Origin of the sequence: Bacterioplanoides sp., from assembly GCF_965226395.1 — a bacterium.
Taxonomy (GTDB): Bacteria; Pseudomonadota; Gammaproteobacteria; order Pseudomonadales; family Oceanobacteraceae; genus Bacterioplanoides.
The window spans coordinates 431,318-447,234 of sequence record NZ_OZ245358.1; the positions used below are offsets into that span (position 1 = coordinate 431,318).

General features: G+C 46.5%; 14 protein-coding genes. 5 read left to right on the forward strand and 9 right to left on the reverse strand.

Translation table 11 applies throughout. The features are described 5' to 3' along the window. Window positions 1-136: 136 nt before the first annotated feature. Both infC and thrS read right to left on the reverse strand, forming a co-directional pair. Window positions 137-676, reverse strand: coding sequence for a translation initiation factor IF-3 (gene infC, locus ACO05E_RS01970; protein ID WP_304941531.1), 540 nt, complete (start codon window positions 674-676; stop codon window positions 137-139). A gap of 3 nt (window positions 677-679) precedes the next feature. After that, complete coding sequence (thrS, locus tag ACO05E_RS01975; protein WP_419811324.1) at window positions 680-2,611, reverse strand: threonine--tRNA ligase; 1,932 nt, start codon at window positions 2,609-2,611, stop codon at window positions 680-682. Window positions 2,612-3,135: 524 nt separating this feature from the next. Between thrS and ACO05E_RS01980 the strand changes: the two genes are divergently transcribed. Then, the gene (locus ACO05E_RS01980) at window positions 3,136-4,326 is read left to right on the forward strand and encodes a porin (RefSeq protein WP_419811325.1); all 1,191 of its coding nucleotides are present in this window, start codon (window positions 3,136-3,138) and stop codon (window positions 4,324-4,326) included. Between the two features lie 128 nt (window positions 4,327-4,454). On the opposite strand, the gene tusA is transcribed toward ACO05E_RS01980, so the two are convergent. The 5 genes from tusA to upp form a co-directional block, all read right to left on the reverse strand. Beyond that, a complete protein-coding gene (gene tusA / locus ACO05E_RS01985) occupies window positions 4,455-4,703 on the reverse strand; it encodes a sulfurtransferase TusA (RefSeq protein WP_419811326.1) in 249 nt (82 codons plus the stop codon). Between the two features lie 38 nt (window positions 4,704-4,741). Next, window positions 4,742-5,941, reverse strand: coding sequence for an MFS transporter (locus tag ACO05E_RS01990; RefSeq protein ID WP_419811327.1), 1,200 nt, complete (start codon window positions 5,939-5,941; stop codon window positions 4,742-4,744). Between the two features lie 30 nt (window positions 5,942-5,971). Further along, a complete protein-coding gene (locus ACO05E_RS01995; protein WP_419811328.1) occupies window positions 5,972-6,214 on the reverse strand; it encodes a GNAT family N-acetyltransferase in 243 nt (80 codons plus the stop codon). 159 nt (window positions 6,215-6,373) lie between these two features. Further along, complete coding sequence (locus ACO05E_RS02000) at window positions 6,374-7,648, reverse strand: uracil-xanthine permease family protein (protein WP_419811329.1); 1,275 nt, start codon at window positions 7,646-7,648, stop codon at window positions 6,374-6,376. 86 nt (window positions 7,649-7,734) lie between these two features. Beyond that, the gene (gene upp, locus ACO05E_RS02005; RefSeq protein ID WP_419811330.1) at window positions 7,735-8,361 is read right to left on the reverse strand and encodes a uracil phosphoribosyltransferase; all 627 of its coding nucleotides are present in this window, start codon (window positions 8,359-8,361) and stop codon (window positions 7,735-7,737) included. Between the two features lie 198 nt (window positions 8,362-8,559). Here upp and ACO05E_RS02010 point away from each other — a divergent pair, with 198 nt between their 5' ends. From ACO05E_RS02010 to yeiP, 4 genes are all read left to right on the forward strand, one after another. Beyond that, on the forward strand, window positions 8,560-9,465 hold the full coding sequence (locus ACO05E_RS02010; protein ID WP_419811331.1) for a hypothetical protein: 906 nt from the start codon (window positions 8,560-8,562) through the stop codon (window positions 9,463-9,465). A gap of 34 nt (window positions 9,466-9,499) precedes the next feature. Beyond that, a complete protein-coding gene (locus tag ACO05E_RS02015) occupies window positions 9,500-9,778 on the forward strand; it encodes a peptidylprolyl isomerase (protein ID WP_419811332.1) in 279 nt (92 codons plus the stop codon). Between the two features lie 103 nt (window positions 9,779-9,881). Continuing rightward, a complete protein-coding gene (locus tag ACO05E_RS02020; RefSeq protein ID WP_419811333.1) occupies window positions 9,882-10,904 on the forward strand; it encodes a S1-like domain-containing RNA-binding protein in 1,023 nt (340 codons plus the stop codon). 26 nt (window positions 10,905-10,930) lie between these two features. Beyond that, window positions 10,931-11,503: an elongation factor P-like protein YeiP gene (yeiP, locus tag ACO05E_RS02025; protein ID WP_419811334.1), complete on the forward strand. Its 573-nt coding sequence runs from the start codon at window positions 10,931-10,933 to the stop codon at window positions 11,501-11,503. A gap of 93 nt (window positions 11,504-11,596) precedes the next feature. Here the strand turns inward: yeiP and ACO05E_RS02030 are convergent, their stop codons facing one another. Beyond that, window positions 11,597-13,525 (reverse strand): hypothetical protein, encoded by a 1,929-nt coding sequence (locus ACO05E_RS02030; protein WP_419811335.1) that lies wholly within the window; start codon window positions 13,523-13,525, stop codon window positions 11,597-11,599. Window positions 13,526-13,597: 72 nt separating this feature from the next. Further along, window positions 13,598-15,856, reverse strand: a complete 2,259-nt coding sequence (locus tag ACO05E_RS02035; protein ID WP_419811336.1) for a hypothetical protein — start codon at window positions 15,854-15,856, stop codon at window positions 13,598-13,600. Between the last annotated feature and the right edge of the window lie 61 nt (window positions 15,857-15,917).

Here is a 15,917-nt window from a genome sequence, read left to right on the forward strand (position 1 = left end):
AGCAGGTCAAGATATCATTAAGATACCTGCCGTTTAGCAGCAAGCTTTTATAAGCTTACTGAGTGTCTGGCAGAACGAATAAAACCCGGCCAATACAACAGGATTTGGCCGGGCTTAAGGTTCTTTGAAAACCAGACTACTTCTTTTTAACCGGGCCGAGGACCATGACCATCTGACGGCCTTCCAGCTTAGGACGCTGTTCAACCGTACCCAGATCTTCCAGGTCACCTTCAACACGATTCATTAATTCCATACCAATTTGCTGGTGCGCCATCTCACGACCACGGAAGCGAATGGAAATTTTCGCTTTATTGCCCGCTTCTAAGAATTCACGCAGCTTACGCAGCTTAATCTGGTAATCGCCTTCTTCAGTGCCCGGACGGAATTTGATTTCCTTAATCTGGACCTGATGCTGACGCTTTTTGGCTTCGGCTTTCTGCTTTTTCTCTTCGTACAGCTTCTTACCAAAGTCCATAATTTTACAGACAATCGGATCGCCGTCAGAGATCTGTACCAGATCCAGCTCTGCTTCCGCAGCCGCTTCCAAAGCTTCTTTAATACTTACAACGCCGACCTGATCGCCGTCAGCACCGATTAAACGTACCTCAGTGGCACGGATATTATCATTAATAGCCGCGCGTGGTTCTTGACGGCCTCTTCTATTATCGCGTCTGATAACTCAGCTCTCCATTCCAAACCGACCGCGCTGTGCAATAGCGCCTTCCAACAGCTCGATAAAGGCATCGATACTCATTACGCCCAGGTCTTCACCTTTACGCGTACGGACAGCTACGGTGTTTGCTTCTACTTCTTTATCCCCTACCACCAACAGGTAAGGTACCTTGTGCAAAGTGTGCTCGCGGATTTTAAAGCCGATCTTCTCGTTTCTCAAGTCCGCTTGGGCACGGAATCCGCGTGATTTCAGGCTTTCTGCCAGTTTTTCACAATATTCGCTCTGATTATCGGTGATATTGAGTACCGAAACCTGCTGCGGCGCCAACCAAGGTGGCATCGCACCGGCATAATGCTCAATCAGAATACCCACAAATCGCTCGAACGAACCCAGAATAGCTCGGTGTAACATCACCGGCGTTTTACGCTCGCCATCTTCGTCAACAAACTGCGCACCTAAACGGCCCGGCAACATAAAGTCGAGCTGCAAGGTACCGCACTGCCAAACACGATTCAGACAGTCACGCAGGGAGAACTCAATCTTAGGACCATAGAAAGCCCCTTCACCCGGCTGTAATTCCCACTCCAGCCCAGCGTCATTGAGTGCATCTTCCAGAGCGGCTTCTGCCATATCCCACTGGGAGTCATCACCAATACGGCCTTCCGGGCGAGTCGACAGCTTCATTTCAACCGCATCAAAGCCAAAGTCTTTGTACACATCCAGCGTCAGCTTAATAAAGTCAGAAGCTTCCTGGCGGATCTGATTTTCAGACACAAAGATGTGAGCATCGTCCTGAGTAAAGCCACGCACCCGCATAATGCCGTGTAAGGCACCGGATGGTTCATTACGGTGACAGCAACCAAACTCTGCCAAACGCAGCGGCAGATCACGGTAGCTCTTCAGACCCTGATTAAATACCTGAATATGACCCGGACAGTTCATCGGCTTCACTGCATAAGTGCGCTTCTCCGACTCGGTCGTGAACATGTTTTCAGCGTAGTGATCCCAGTGACCAGACTTTTCCCACAACGTCCGATCAACCACCTGAGGGGTTTTAATCTCTTTATAACCGGCATCGTTCTGAACCTGACGCATGTACTGTTCAAGTACCTGGTACATGGTCCAGCCATTAGGATGCCAGAACACCATACCCGGCGCTTCTTCCTGTAAGTGGAACAGGTCTAATTGCTTAGCCAGCTTACGGTGATCGCGTTTTTCCGCTTCTTCCAGACGAGTCAGATAAGCTTTTTGCTCTTTCTTATCGTTCCAGGCGGTACCATAAATACGCTGCAACTGCTGATTGTTGGCATCACCACGCCAGTAAGCACCGGAAACCCGCATCAGCTTAAAGACACGCATCACACGAGTATTAGGTACGTGTGGGCCACGACACATATCCACGTATTCTTCGTGATGGTACAGGCCAACTTCGGTTTCACCCTGCTCAATCAGGTTATCAATCAGCTCAACCTTATAATCTTCCTGACGATCAACAAACACCCGACGCGCTTCACGAATCGGCGTCATCTTCTTATCAACGGTGTAATCTTTTTTGATCAGCTCTTTAACGCGCTTTTCGATATCAGCCACATCTTCCGGCGTAAATGGACGCTCGAATTCGATGTCGTAATAGAAGCCGTCGTCAATCACCGGGCCAATCGCCATTTTGGCGTGTGGATACAACTGTTTAACAGCATGTCCCACCAGGTGAGCAAAAGAGTGACGAATCACTTCCAGACCGTCCTGGTCACGGCCCGTGATCAGGGTCACATCAGAATCATGCGTAATCAGTTCACAAGCATCCACCAGCTCACCATTAATACGACCACATACAGTCGCTTTGGCTAGGCCAGGGCCGATATCTTCGGCAACTTGCATCAGGGTAACAGGCTGGTCGAATTCGCGCTTCGAACCATCAGGAAGGGTAATAACAGGCATTATTGAGTCCTTTACCAGTGGTGGCCCCCACGACAGGCCACGTGAAAATTGATCGCGTACTCTACAGAGTCCATTCACGGGTGTAAACCGCCAGCCGGCAGAACACACCGCTGCATCCGAAAAGACATAAAAATCCTGACCAAATCAGTCCGGTAACAAAAAACTACATTTTTCCGGCAACTCATCCTCCGCCAAAAGATTTGTTTCATTTAACAAACCAATCAACTGAATGAACAATCAATCTTTAATCTAAAAACACCAATACCAAAATTTTAAGCCTTTATATTTCAAATACTTATTAAAAATATAAATCCCATAAGCAAAGCACTAAGTAGTTATACGAATACCAACTGCGGCATATACGAACACCCGTAAAAACATCCTGAAAGACTGGTAAACATCCCCCTCCTCTTATACTGGCTATCCGGTCAGATTTCTGTAATGTGGCGCCGTTTTCGCGACAAATCGGACATTTCAAATAACCGATAAGTCACGAGCTGAGATAAAAAGAAGGTATTGAACGTATGTCTTATAAAACCCCTCTGGCTATTGCTGTAGCGGCTGCCGCCTTATCCTCAACCGCTGCTGCTGTTCCTAGCGTCAACTTCTACGGTTTCGTTGATATTGGCCTGGAAACCTATTCTGACAGCACCTCTAACGGTACGGATGTGTATCCGAACGGTGGTTCTGATGATCCAAACAACAGCTCTAACCGCAACACTGATGATCGTCAGTTTGCGTTAGCCAACGGCGTTCAGTCTCGTCTGGGTGTGATGGGCGAAGAAGAACTGGATGATGGCTGGGTAGGAAGCTACCGCATTGAAGCCCGCATCAACGTACTGGACGATGGTGGCGCATTTGCCCGTACCCGTCTGGGCTGGTTTGGTCTGTCTAAAGGTGAGCACAGCATCAAAGTCGGTGCACAGTGGTCTCCATACTTTGAATACAGTGCCTGGAACACTCACCGCAGTGAAGTTCAGGGCGTAGGTTCATACTTCTATATCACATCACTGATGCCGGGTTCCGTTGGCTTCGGCTACCGTAACGACAGCACTATTAACTACACCTACGGTGGCGGTGGCTTCAGTGACAGCCCGTTTACGGCAACCATCGCTCTACATATCGCAGAAGATGACCGTGAAATAACCGTTGGCGCACAGCCTTTAGAAACTGAAAGTGGTGAAGCCATTGTGGTTGATGGTGAGCCATTAACTCAGGGCGGTAAGAAAGAACTGGTTAACGACAGTGGCATTACTGCAGTAACCGTTGGTACGGCGGCAACCTTTGGTGGTTTAACGTTAAACGCTTCCGCTATTCAGTCGGTAGTGATTGAAAGTGATGCGGCAAAAGACGCTGATCTGGATGTTGCTGAGCCAATGATTTACAGCCTGGGTGCTAAATACGTTGTTAACGATCAGCTGGACTTCGGTTTTGCTTACCGTGGTGCCGATCGTGACACTGGCGACGATGACTTCCGTCACTCCAGCACCATCGCATTAACCTACAAGCCAGTGAGCAAACTGGTTCTGAACTTTGGTTATGCCAACGGTAAAGACGAAGACAAAACAGAACGTCAGCTGGATAACAACTACTTCGGTAGCGCGTATTACCAGTTAAGCGGTGAGCGTCTGGCCGGTTTCGAATTTGAAGAAGCCGATTACGGCAGCGATGGCAAAACTCAGGCCTTCCTGTTCAGCCTGCGCCAAAGCTTCTGATTACACCGATTCTGTTGTAATCAAATAATAAAAAAGAGCAGCCCTTGAGCTGCTCTTTTTTATGCTTGTTTTTTACGCTTATTGTTTTTGCTACTGTTTTTTTGTGCTGATGGCTTTCTGAAAAATACTTATTCGCCGTCAGACTGCTTTTTAATTAAAAAACGATACACCCCGTCCTGCTCTTCCATCAACACCATTTCCTGATTCAGGAAATTACAGAACTTGAGAAAATCACGCTGAGTCGAAGGGTCCGTTGCCAGAATTTCAACCACATCATTTAATGCCATATCACGAATGATGTTATGTAACATCATTACAGGCTCCGGGCAAAACAACCCTTGTGCATCAAGGTGATGAGTTGCAGTTATATCACTCATTATTTAATAACCTGAAAACAAATATAATTAACCAGTATTTAAATCGCCTGGCGCGCAGAAATTAAGCCCCGACGAATGGCTTGCCACACCACCAGCAAAGCAACCATACATAACACAGCTGCGACGATAAAATGTCCATCGTATCCCAATGCCTGAGCACTGAACCCTGACAACATGCCAGCAATCATACCAGAGATCACTACCACACAACTCTGCAAAGCATAGTCTGCTGCGGCGCAATGCTCACGACAGCGATCCATCATCACGGTAAATAACGCCGCCGTTGCCATGCCACCGGCAATATGCTCCAGCGTTACTGCCACATAAATACGCACCAGCTCCTGTCCATTAAGGCCGAGGTAACTCAGCAACGCCAGCGCTTCAATCAGCAAGAATCCCAGCAAAGCTGTTTGTCGGCCAATACGACTCACCATCCAGCCACCAATTAGTGCCCCTAACAAGCCTGCGGCAAAACCAACTGAACCAAGAATAACGCCCATTTGCTCCAACGTAATTCCCTGATCCACCAGCATCGGACGAATCATTTGTGTGCCAAACGCATCCCCAAATTTAAACAGGAAAATCATCAGCAGCCATAAGCCGGCTCCCGGGGCGCGAAAAAAGTCCAGCCACAACGGCCATAATGGCTGATCATCCACCACGTGAGGTTTTGGTTGAAAACGCCATAACGGCAGTGTGCCAGCCACCATCGCCAGCGCCAGCAATAACAAAGCCCCCTGCCAGCCGAACCAACCAAAAAAGGCTACCAATACGCCACCCGCCAGTACCATACCAATACGATAACCCGCGACCTGCACACCATTACCAATACCACGTTCATGGCTGGCTAAGTTTTCAACCGCTAACGCATCAGTCGCGATATCCTGGGTGGAAATCACCAGATTCAGACAAAACAATAATCCGGCAAATAACAGAATATTTTGCTGCACCCAGAATTCCACTGGCTGTAAGGCAATCACTAACAAAATGGCCGCCGCACTGTAATTCATGGCAAAGATCCAGCTACGACGATATTCATGTTTATACAGACTGAATTTATCCAGCCACGGAGCCCAGATAAATTTAAGCGCCCAGGGCAAAGCCAGCAGCGACAAAAGGCCAATCATGGTCAGATCCAGCCCCTGCTCGCGCATCAGCACCGGCATCGCCTGGCCAAAAAAACCGTGCGGTAAACCCTGCACCAGATACAAACAAATTAAAGCGATCCACTTTTTCATTTTGCGCTCGGGATAATGTACTTATTGTATTTATAAAAATTTCTGCACATACCAGCAGCTGGCCTGCAGACGATAGCCTTCTTTTTTTGCCCAGCTTAAACCGTGCTCAACCAACACTTCGGCCAGCCCCTGCCCCCGCAAACGAAACGGCACATAGGTGTGAGTAAAATCGAGCTGACGATCGGTAATCACATAATCCAATACACACTCGTGCGAGTCTTTGATTAAGACAAATCGTGACTGCTCTGGCTGGTGTTGTATTTCATAATCCATAAAGTGTCTCTGCATTGCATAATAAACGGACGTTACAGCACCCCTGTTCGAACGACAATAAAAAACAGAGCCATAAAAAACCCCGAAGCGGCAGTCCACTTCGGGGTTTGATCGAGTATTGCAATCAGGCTTAGGGCTATTAACAGCCTGCCAGGGAAGTTATTTCACCATCCCTTCCACAATCTCTTCTTCTTCGTGTAAGTCTTCGGTCTCATCAGCTTTTGGCAGCACCAGGTTCAGCACGATAGCCACCAGGCCACACAAACTCAGGCCTTCAAGGCTACCCAACGTCATACCACCAATACCGAACACCAGCGTGGTGGATACAATCACCAGATTACGCTGCTGGCCCATATCAACCCGCGCTTTAACCAGAATATTCAGGCCCACAGAAGCAATCGAACCGAACAGCAAGATCAGGATACCGCCCATCACCGGTGCTGGAATGGTTTGCAGGAAAGCACCAAACTTGGCGATAAATGCCAGCGTGATAGCAAAGCCTGCAGCAAAGGTCATAATCACCGGATTAAAGGCTTTGGTTAACATCACCGCACCAGTCACTTCGGAGTAAGTGGTGTTTGGTGGCCCACCAAATAACGCTGCTGCAGAAGTGGCAACACCGTCACCCAATAAGGTGCGGTGCAGTCCTGGTTTCTCTACGTAGTTTTCACCCGTCACACTGGAGATGGCTAATACATCACCAACGTGCTCAATCGCAGCCACCAGCGCCACCGGCATCATCAGCAGAATAGCGGCCATCTCAAATTTAGGCGTGACAAAATCCGGTACCGCAACCCAGGAGCTGTTATTTACCGCGGAGAAATCCACCATACCCATAAAGGCGGCAATGCTATAACCCACAACAATACCGGCCAGAATCGGCACTAAACGGAAAATACCTTTCGCCAGTGTCGCCACCAGTAAGGTAACCAATAACGCCGGCATGGATACCCAAATGGCATCGGTATACGGGAACAGCTGAGCAGAAGCATCACCGGTTTTACCCATTGCCATATTCACAGCAATCGGCGCCAGACCCAAACCAATAATCATAATGATCGGGCCGGTAACTACCGGCGGCATAATACGATGCAGAAAACCCGGGCCCCGTACTGCCACCAAAATCGCCAGCACAATATAAGTAAAGCCAGAGCAGAATAAAGCGCCCATCGCCACGGCCACACCGTCGTCGCCGTATTGCTGAATAATGCCGATAATCGGGGCAATAAATACAAAAGATGATGCCAGAAATACCGGCACGGAACGTTTGGTAATCAACTGGAACAATAAGGTGCCGATACCGGCAGTAAATAACGCCACACTTGGGTTTAAGCCGGTAATTAACGGCATTAACACCAAAGCACCAAAGGCCACAAATAACATTTGCAGACCGGCCAGTACGGTACGCCAACCGGCGTAAGCATCCTGAGACATACGACTTCCTCTATATTTAATTTATTGAAATTCTTTATTAATACAACGAGCTTGTTTAACCGTCAGCGAGGCAGCTAGCTCAAAACTTATTCGGTACCAAAAATCTTATCCCCAGCATCGCCCAGTCCCGGGATGATGTAACCATTTTCATTTAAGTGGTCATCAACGGATGCCGTGTAAATCTCAACGTCCGGGTGTGCTTGCTGTACCGCTTTAATACCTTCTGGTGCAGCAACCAGAACCAGTGCACGGATTGAAGTACAACCGGCTTTTTTCAGCAGGTCGATGGTGGCATTCATAGAACCACCGGTTGCCAACATCGGGTCTACTACCAGCGACATACGCTGATCAATATCACCGGCTAATTTATCGAAGTAGCTCACTGGCTCTAAGGTTTCTTCATCACGGTACAGACCAACCACGCTGATTTTCGCGCTGGGTACCAGTTCCAGTACGCCGTCCAGCATACCCAGACCAGCACGCAGAATTGGCACAACGGTAATCTTCTTGCCTTTAATACGTTCGGCACTGATTTCGCCACACCAACCTTCAATTTTATAATCTTCCAGTTCCAGATCTTTAGTCGCTTCGTAAGTCAGCAGGTTACCGACTTCCCCTGCCAATTGGCGGAAACTGCGGGTGCTGATATTTTGCTGGCGCATCAGGCCAAGTTTGTGTCGAACCAGAGGGTGGCGAATTTCATGAACGCTCATGAGTTACCTCGTTATTAATTGCTGTCAGATCGGAATTTGGGGTGCCGCAAATAGCAGAATACACAGCTTCGGCCATTGGGGTACAATTGGCGCGCGATTTTCGCACAAGCCGCCCTCTGGCGCGAAGTAAAAATGTAACCAAGCGGTCAATTCTGCAAAAAAGTCGGTATTCACAGCAGTATCTCAGGGACGACATTTATGAAGTACGTTTTTTCACTGATAGCTACATTAGCAATTTTACTAGCCGGCTACGCTGTTTTTTGGGCTATCCCACAAATGCAGAACCACTCTGCCGCTATAGACGATACCGCCAGTTCAAATACAGCGCTAATCTCGGGTGATGTGCAAATCTTTTCCACTGAGAGTCAGGCCAACCATCAACCGTTAGCATCGCTGTCACAACAGGAATTATTGCAGGTGTTACAACAGGTCGAGCGCCATCTGCAACAGCAAGGTGCCGTGTTACAACAACAAGGTGTCGTGCTACAACAGCTACAGACCACCCTGAACGAATTGCAACAAAATACCGCCCCCACCAGCCACTACGAAAAAGAGTACGCGGAGCTGTTACAAGGTATGCCCGAGAACTTTGAGAGTCGCCTGAAATCAGACCCACAATATGCCGAGCAAATGCGCTATGAATTATTCACCCAGGCAACCGACGTTAATCAGACGGATCAACAGCGGGTCAAAGCGGTGCAACAACTGATCTTCGCCAGTCACAGCATTGGTCTGCACGATGATTATTACAACAACCGCCAAGTGGTCAGTGCCATGGTACAACTCAGCAATGACACTCCGGATCAGTCGATGCGTATTAAAGCGCTGGAGCAGATCAGTAGTATCGGTTTACAGGACCCGGAGATGAATAAGTATTTTCTGGATCTGGTCACTAACGATGACAACGCATACGTACGCACACTGTCTGGCCATATCCTGTCATCGTCTTTGTATAACTCGGATATTCCAAAATCACAGCGTCAGGCACTTGGCGATGACATTAAAGCCTTTATGGTACAGGGCGATGCCACCACCCAAAAAATTCTGGAACAGCAGTTTGGTAGCCCGGAACGATTACAGCAATGGCTGGATGAGATAAAATAATCGCCTGTTACTGCTATTGCTTCCGGAGCATCTTATGCCACGTGCCTGTGCCCGCCATATCCTGGTTAAAACCAAAGAACAAGCCGACAATCTGAAACAACAGCTCGCCAAAGGTGCTGACTTTGCCAAATTGGCTCAGAAGCACTCGACCTGCCCGTCCAAAAAGAACGGTGGCAGCCTGGGTGAGTTTAACAAAGGTGAGATGGTCAAAGCCTTCGACGACGTTGTGTTTAAAGGGCCATTACTCAAGGTTCAGGGGCCGGTTAAAACCAAATTCGGCTATCATCTGATTGAAACCATTTACCGTACCTGATTCTTAAGGCATCTCTGAATAATTCAGAGGTGCCTTAATTCCAATCCTGATAGAATCGCGCGCTGTTTAAGATTCACCGATTGACCCCCCAGAGATTTTTACCATGGCAGAACTTGGCCGCTACAACACATTAAAAGTTCAGGAAATGGCACCACACGGTGCCTACCTGGACGATGAAGACGGCGGCCAGATTCTGCTTCCGACCCGTCAGGTACCCGAAGGTACTGAGATTGGCGACGAGATTAAGGTATTTGTTTACCTTGATTCTGAAGACCGCTGGATTGCCACCTGCCAACGCCCGCGTGTACAGCTGCATCAGGTTGCCAGCCTGGAGGTGGTCGATGTCAACCGCACCGGCGCTTTCCTGGATTGGGGATTAGCCAAAGACTTATTCGTACCCTTTGCTGAACAAAAGCAGCGTATGGAACAAGGCAAAAGCTATCTGGTGTATGTGCTACAAGATAATACCGGCCGTTTAATTGGCAGTACCCGACTGAATCGTTACATCAGTGACGAAGCGAAATCGAACTGGCCGGGCTCACCGGACCCATACAGCGTTGGCGATCAGGTACGTATTATTGTCAGTCATCGTACCGAGTTGGGCTACAAAGCCGTGGTTGAAGATGAGTTCTGGGGGGTGATTCACCATGACGATATTCGCAAAGCCATTCGCCCGGGCAATAAACTGGATGGCTATATTAAACGCGTGCGCGACGATCATCGTTTGGATATTGCTTTAGAGCCCATTGGTCACGCCAAAATTGCGCCCCTTGCCAGTCGTATTCTGAAAAAACTGCAGGAAGGTGATGGCACCTTAGGGTTAAGTGATAAAAGCCCGGCGGATTTAATTGAGCTGCATTTTGGTGTCTCCAAGCGGGTCTTTAAAATGGCTATTGGTCAATTATTTAAAGAACGCATCATTGTCATTGAAAGCGATCATATTCGCTTAACCAATGAAAATGATGCGAAGAAACCGCGCCCAGCTAAAAAGCCTAACAAGCCGCCAGCCACGGCCAAATCTAAAGCAGCTAAACCAGAGAACGTCGAAAAGCCCAAAGCAGCAAAACCACGTAAGCGCTTTGTAAACAACAAAAATTCCGCTAAAACACTCTCTTTGAAAAAGTAATTTCATAAAAATCACGGAGAAAAACCATGCCTAAGGCAAGTGATATCAAAAAGAACGCCGCCATCGAATTTAACGGCAGCGCCTATTTTGTAAAAGACATTGAACGTTCAGTACCACAAGGCCGTGCCGGTGGCAGCCTGTACCGTATGCGCATGTACAATGTGGCAACCGGCCAGAAAGTTGATGAAACTTTTAAAGATTCCGACATGCTGAATCTGGCTGACGTAATGCGCCGACAGGTGATGTTCTCCTACAGTGATGGCGACGAATACGTCTTTATGGATAACGAAGACTACTCTCAGTTCAGCCTGAACAAAGACAATATCGTAGACGAAATTCTGTTCTTCAACGAAAGCACTCAGGGCCTGCAGGTTGTATTACTGGACGACGCACCCGTTGCACTGGAACTGCCAGCGCACGTTGAGCTGGAAATCACTGAAACTGACCCATCCATCAAAGGTGGTTCGGCCACGGCCCGTACTAAACCAGCGACTATGACCACTGGCCTGGTCATTCAGGTACCAGAGCATATCTCGACTGGCGACGTGGTGAAAATCAACGTCGAAGAGAAGAAATTTATGGGGCGTGGCGAGAAGTAAAGTTCCGGACACTTCTCATAAAGATATTTACCATAAAGACCTTACCAATAAAGAAGTGGGTAAATTCATCCACTTCTTTATTCACTTTGAATATTATTCAAACGATAACGACAACAAGGCCTGCCTTCCTGAGTCCTTATCTTCAATAAAAACACCACGCTCACCTAACCCTAACCATAAACCGTGCTTATTTTCATTCAGATAATGGTAGGCATAGCCAGCAATTCCCGGCTCTACCCGCGATGCCAATGCAGTTTGTTGATTAGACCAATTGTAATTCATCAGGCTATCCTCAAAAGCATTAAATAATTCGTAATAAAGACCACCAACCAGTTCTCTGCGCAACATTTCCCGTGCCTCTGAATTTTCTTGATCAATCACTGGCAGCCGGATTAACTCTAAGTTGATCAGAGAGTCCAGAGGATCAGGCTCATTATTGAGATCCACAAAGTTAAACGAATTGATATCCCCATTTGGGTTAAATATTGAAATACCACCACGACGTTTAACAGCAACCCCGGTGGCTCCTGCATCAAACGCCAAACCATTACTCTGCCAAAGCTCCCAGTGAATTGAATCACCAGATGTTGGTGCACGATAAGCTTCAGGACCATCTCGGACACTTTCCTGAATACTATTCAGGTAATAAAACCCTGCATTTTTAAACACCGACATACCAAAGAAAACATCGGATTCAACTGTAAATGTATAAAAGCCCAACAAACACGGTGAAGTGGATCGGCTTTCTTTTGAGTTACCGATGTAATCAATCATCACCAAATGACAATTGCCAGAATCACTCTTCATTATATAAGACAAACCATCACTATTTACTTCACTGCCCGCGTACTGAATATCACTAGCGATATCACTGGCAAAGGTATGAACTTTTATCAACTGATTATCAGCATTGAATCGGAATAATGACCAATCACCATTTAACTCTTTTATTGTCAGATGTTGCTGTCCCTGATAATAAAACCAGTTGGCGATATCCTGATAAGGGAAATAACGGCTGTGCCAAACAACTTCTGGCTCACCAGAAGTCAGATTAAACCGATATAAATTGTGGAAGTCCGTAAATAAAATATAGTTTTCAGTAACTTCCTGAATCGAGCGAAAGATATAAGGCATACTTGCAGAAAGCTCAGGTTGCTCGGGAATAATTTGAATCTCATTATTATCCTGAACTAATCGGCAATTAATTGAAAAAACAAGCCCATCGCATTCAACCTGCTCTGTAGAGTTATTCTCAAAACTCAGATGTGCAGGCAGCGCATCAAAATCCCGGACTGAAAAATCAGACAGATTCATTTCCTTTAATTGCGACTGTCCACTGTAACTCTGAAGCCAATATAACTTTTGAGCTGATTCATCCAATGCCCAGCGAATTGATACCGACAGAGGCTCATCACTACCAATCGGCTCAAATTGATACACAAGACGCTCTTCAGACTCACCCGACAGTAAAAAAATAGCCCGGTGTGTACTGTCCCAGGCGAAATATGCATCCTGTTGTGGCCAATAAATAACTTTGCTCAAGCTTGTTAAAGAAGTGCGCTGGGAAAATTGATAATCCGTAGAGAGTATTTCTCCATTCGACCAGCGCACTTCAAGTTCGAACTGCTGATCAGGAAAAATGTTACCTTGCAAATCGGTCTGCAGTTCAATATCAACAAACCAGTATCCCCGGCTGTCAGCTTGCCATTGAATATCGGATGATATTGCTTCTTCTGCCCCGATATTGGTAGCCCGAATAACAAAAGAAACTACATCAGAGAGGTCTCTATCCCCAGAAACAACCTCATTTAACCGCCCTTTTACGCGTAAGTTTTTATTTTCACGCCCGTTTTCAAACACTATAGGTGCCAAATTGCTGCTCTCAGGTGGAAAGTCAACAACAATGGACGCTATTTGCGCTTCTGATTCAGAACCCCCGGAATCTGAGTTGAGGCAACCGACTAAAACACAAGCACAAACAGCCAGAAGCAGGGCCCGAAAGGCAGATAATAAGCGCATCACAGAAAATCCTTTTGATATTAATAATTGGCTTCTATTCTAATAAATATACTTTTTATTAACTGCCATGCTTTGTTAATTACTCGGCAGCATGGCATACCGATCATTAGAAGAGTCATAAAGAAATAAACCTGCATCAGAATCGCCAAACCATAGAGATGATTGACGCATTTCAGATAAACCATAAACATTGCCTGTTCGTTGACTTATCAATGATGGCGATGGTGACGCTGATTCGGTACTTAAGTCACTAAAATTTAAAACGCTTAATGGTAAATAGAAGTCAGAAAACAGCGCATCAGCAATGACATCCAAAATAGTTCTATCCAGAAGAGCAGAACGCTTAACCACTTGAAAGCCTGTATCTTTCTCAGAAAATAACTGCCAGCGAAGTTGTTTCAACCACGGAACCAAGGTGATATCCGTTCGTTGAGGATCGTCACTGTTATCTGCGCTTAAAAGGCTATCAATCTCACTCGGTTCAGCAATAACAAGCGATTTGTCATTATAAACGGATAACTGCTCCTGACTCGCTCCTAATACAGCGGCCTTCTCTTGCCAGGGCTGCCATTGAGCTTCTTGCTGATTTAAGGGTGAACGATAAATAGTAGAGAATGCTCCGAGAACAAAAGGGAATCCTAAAGGGTTTAGAGTGTCGTCACTCACCAATCGATAGGCATAATCACCAACCACATAAATATCATTACTTAACCGTACATCACTTATTCCCGGAAGCGTGATATCCCCTTCCGGGTGGCAAAGATCACTGGAACGTTCGTCAACAATCCCCTCTAACACATCGATTTCAATAATCATGCAGCGATCATTTTCGCTTTTCATCACATAAAATTTGCCCTGCTGATTAATATCGCCATCGATATGATTCAGATAAAAAGCAACATTTTCTGAAATTTTTTGCACTTTTTTCAGTTCATTCTGAACACGCTCATACAACCACCAATGATCAATAAACGATTTAGCAATTACATAGTTTTTATCATTGGCAGAAAAATAGCCGGCCATATCCCCAAAAGGTTGATAACGGTTATGCCAGGCTAATTCCAGCTCGCCCGTTGAAATATGGTAGCGGTACAACTGATGCCCATTACTTAAAAACAACTGATCTTCCTGCACGGCGATTACGTCCTGTAGCACAGATGCCAGTGACTGCTCAAAAGACGGCACCGTATCAATTAACGCCTTTTTATCCTGCCGCTGTAACTGATTTCCTTCCAGGCGATAACGAACGAGGTCGCAATTCCAAACGTATCGAGCACTAACTTTGGAGTCACACAGAATTTGTTGGTAGGTGTTATTGAAAAGATCAGAAAACAACACATTGCGGTCATCTACACCATCTGCCATTGTGGCAGTTGCATCTACCTCAACTGCGGAAGGGTCTACAACCGTGTCAACCAGCCAAATCTGTTGCTCATCGGCACACGTAGCTTCAATCCATAAAACAGATTGTTGATAAGGCATGATGTTCAGACAGCCAGGGGACTCTGTCGACAAACCAGAAATCGGCTTATAGTCTGTCAGCTCCTGAGAGCTGAAATAAAACTGACGAATTTGTTGATCTTTGAAGAGAACCAGTGCTTGCTGATCGGCACGTATTGTTATCTGAGCACCATCAAAGAAATCGGCTGCGTCTTTACTGATCAGTGTTGTTTGCTCACTTGTTACCAGATTCAACCGTTTAAGTTGTGAGCGATTCTCTGATCTTTCCGTCCAATATAAGGATTGTGTATTAGCATCAACATACCAACGCCAGATCAAAGCCCCTTCTTCAGCGCGATAAAGTAAGTGTTCATCGGATTTAGAGGTTAAGCTAAAAAATTCATTAGTCAGATCATGATACGCAATATAACGCCCAGCGACGCCAGTAAACGCAACCTGATTAAGCCGTGAAGTAAATGCATGACTCCTAAATGAATGGTCAACCTGATATTCATCGCCTTCAGGTTCAGTGATTTTCAGTGCAACCCGTTGTTCTGGTGTGTCATTTAATTGAACGTCAACAAACCAATCATCCCCATTCCATAAAACAGGGAGGGTTGTATCACCAGCAACAACGTGAATCTGCCAACTGCCTTCTGAGCCGGTATTATTGCGGAACTCGTCGCTGATATGGCCGTAGAGTCGAATTTCATTATTCGTACCCTCTAGTAGTGGGCCAATATTGGAACCTTGCGGAGGGAAATCAATAACAACTGGGCTGGAACCATTCATCCGTGCCGTATTGGAGCTATCCTGAGCAAAATCAAAACAAGCAGACAGGCACAACCCCAGCAACACAATCATCATCCAATGGCTACAACGCATCGCTGACATAGCAAATCCTTATGCAATTTCTAAAAAAGAGCGCCATTATAATCATTGATAAGCTTAAATG

What these genes read in the sequence shown, in the direction of transcription:
- ACO05E_RS02035 (WP_419811336.1), bottom strand. Translation starts at nt 15,856, where the DNA reads ATGTCAGCGATGCGTTGTAGCCATTGGATGATGATTGTGTTGCTGGGG.
- ACO05E_RS01995 (WP_419811328.1), bottom strand. Translation starts at nt 6,214, where the DNA reads ATGGATTATGAAATACAACACCAGCCAGAGCAGTCACGATTTGTCTTA.
- ACO05E_RS02000 (WP_419811329.1), bottom strand. Translation starts at nt 7,648, where the DNA reads ATGTCTCAGGATGCTTACGCCGGTTGGCGTACCGTACTGGCCGGTCTG.
- ACO05E_RS02020 (WP_419811333.1), top strand. Translation starts at nt 9,882, where the DNA reads ATGGCAGAACTTGGCCGCTACAACACATTAAAAGTTCAGGAAATGGCA.
- ACO05E_RS01980 (WP_419811325.1), top strand. Translation starts at nt 3,136, where the DNA reads ATGTCTTATAAAACCCCTCTGGCTATTGCTGTAGCGGCTGCCGCCTTA.
- yeiP (WP_419811334.1), top strand. Translation starts at nt 10,931, where the DNA reads ATGCCTAAGGCAAGTGATATCAAAAAGAACGCCGCCATCGAATTTAAC.
- upp (WP_419811330.1), bottom strand. Translation starts at nt 8,361, where the DNA reads ATGAGCGTTCATGAAATTCGCCACCCTCTGGTTCGACACAAACTTGGC.
- ACO05E_RS02015 (WP_419811332.1), top strand. Translation starts at nt 9,500, where the DNA reads ATGCCACGTGCCTGTGCCCGCCATATCCTGGTTAAAACCAAAGAACAA.
- tusA (WP_419811326.1), bottom strand. Translation starts at nt 4,703, where the DNA reads ATGAGTGATATAACTGCAACTCATCACCTTGATGCACAAGGGTTGTTT.
- ACO05E_RS02010 (WP_419811331.1), top strand. Translation starts at nt 8,560, where the DNA reads ATGAAGTACGTTTTTTCACTGATAGCTACATTAGCAATTTTACTAGCC.
- ACO05E_RS01990 (WP_419811327.1), bottom strand. Translation starts at nt 5,941, where the DNA reads ATGAAAAAGTGGATCGCTTTAATTTGTTTGTATCTGGTGCAGGGTTTA.
- thrS (WP_419811324.1), bottom strand. Translation starts at nt 2,611, where the DNA reads ATGCCTGTTATTACCCTTCCTGATGGTTCGAAGCGCGAATTCGACCAG.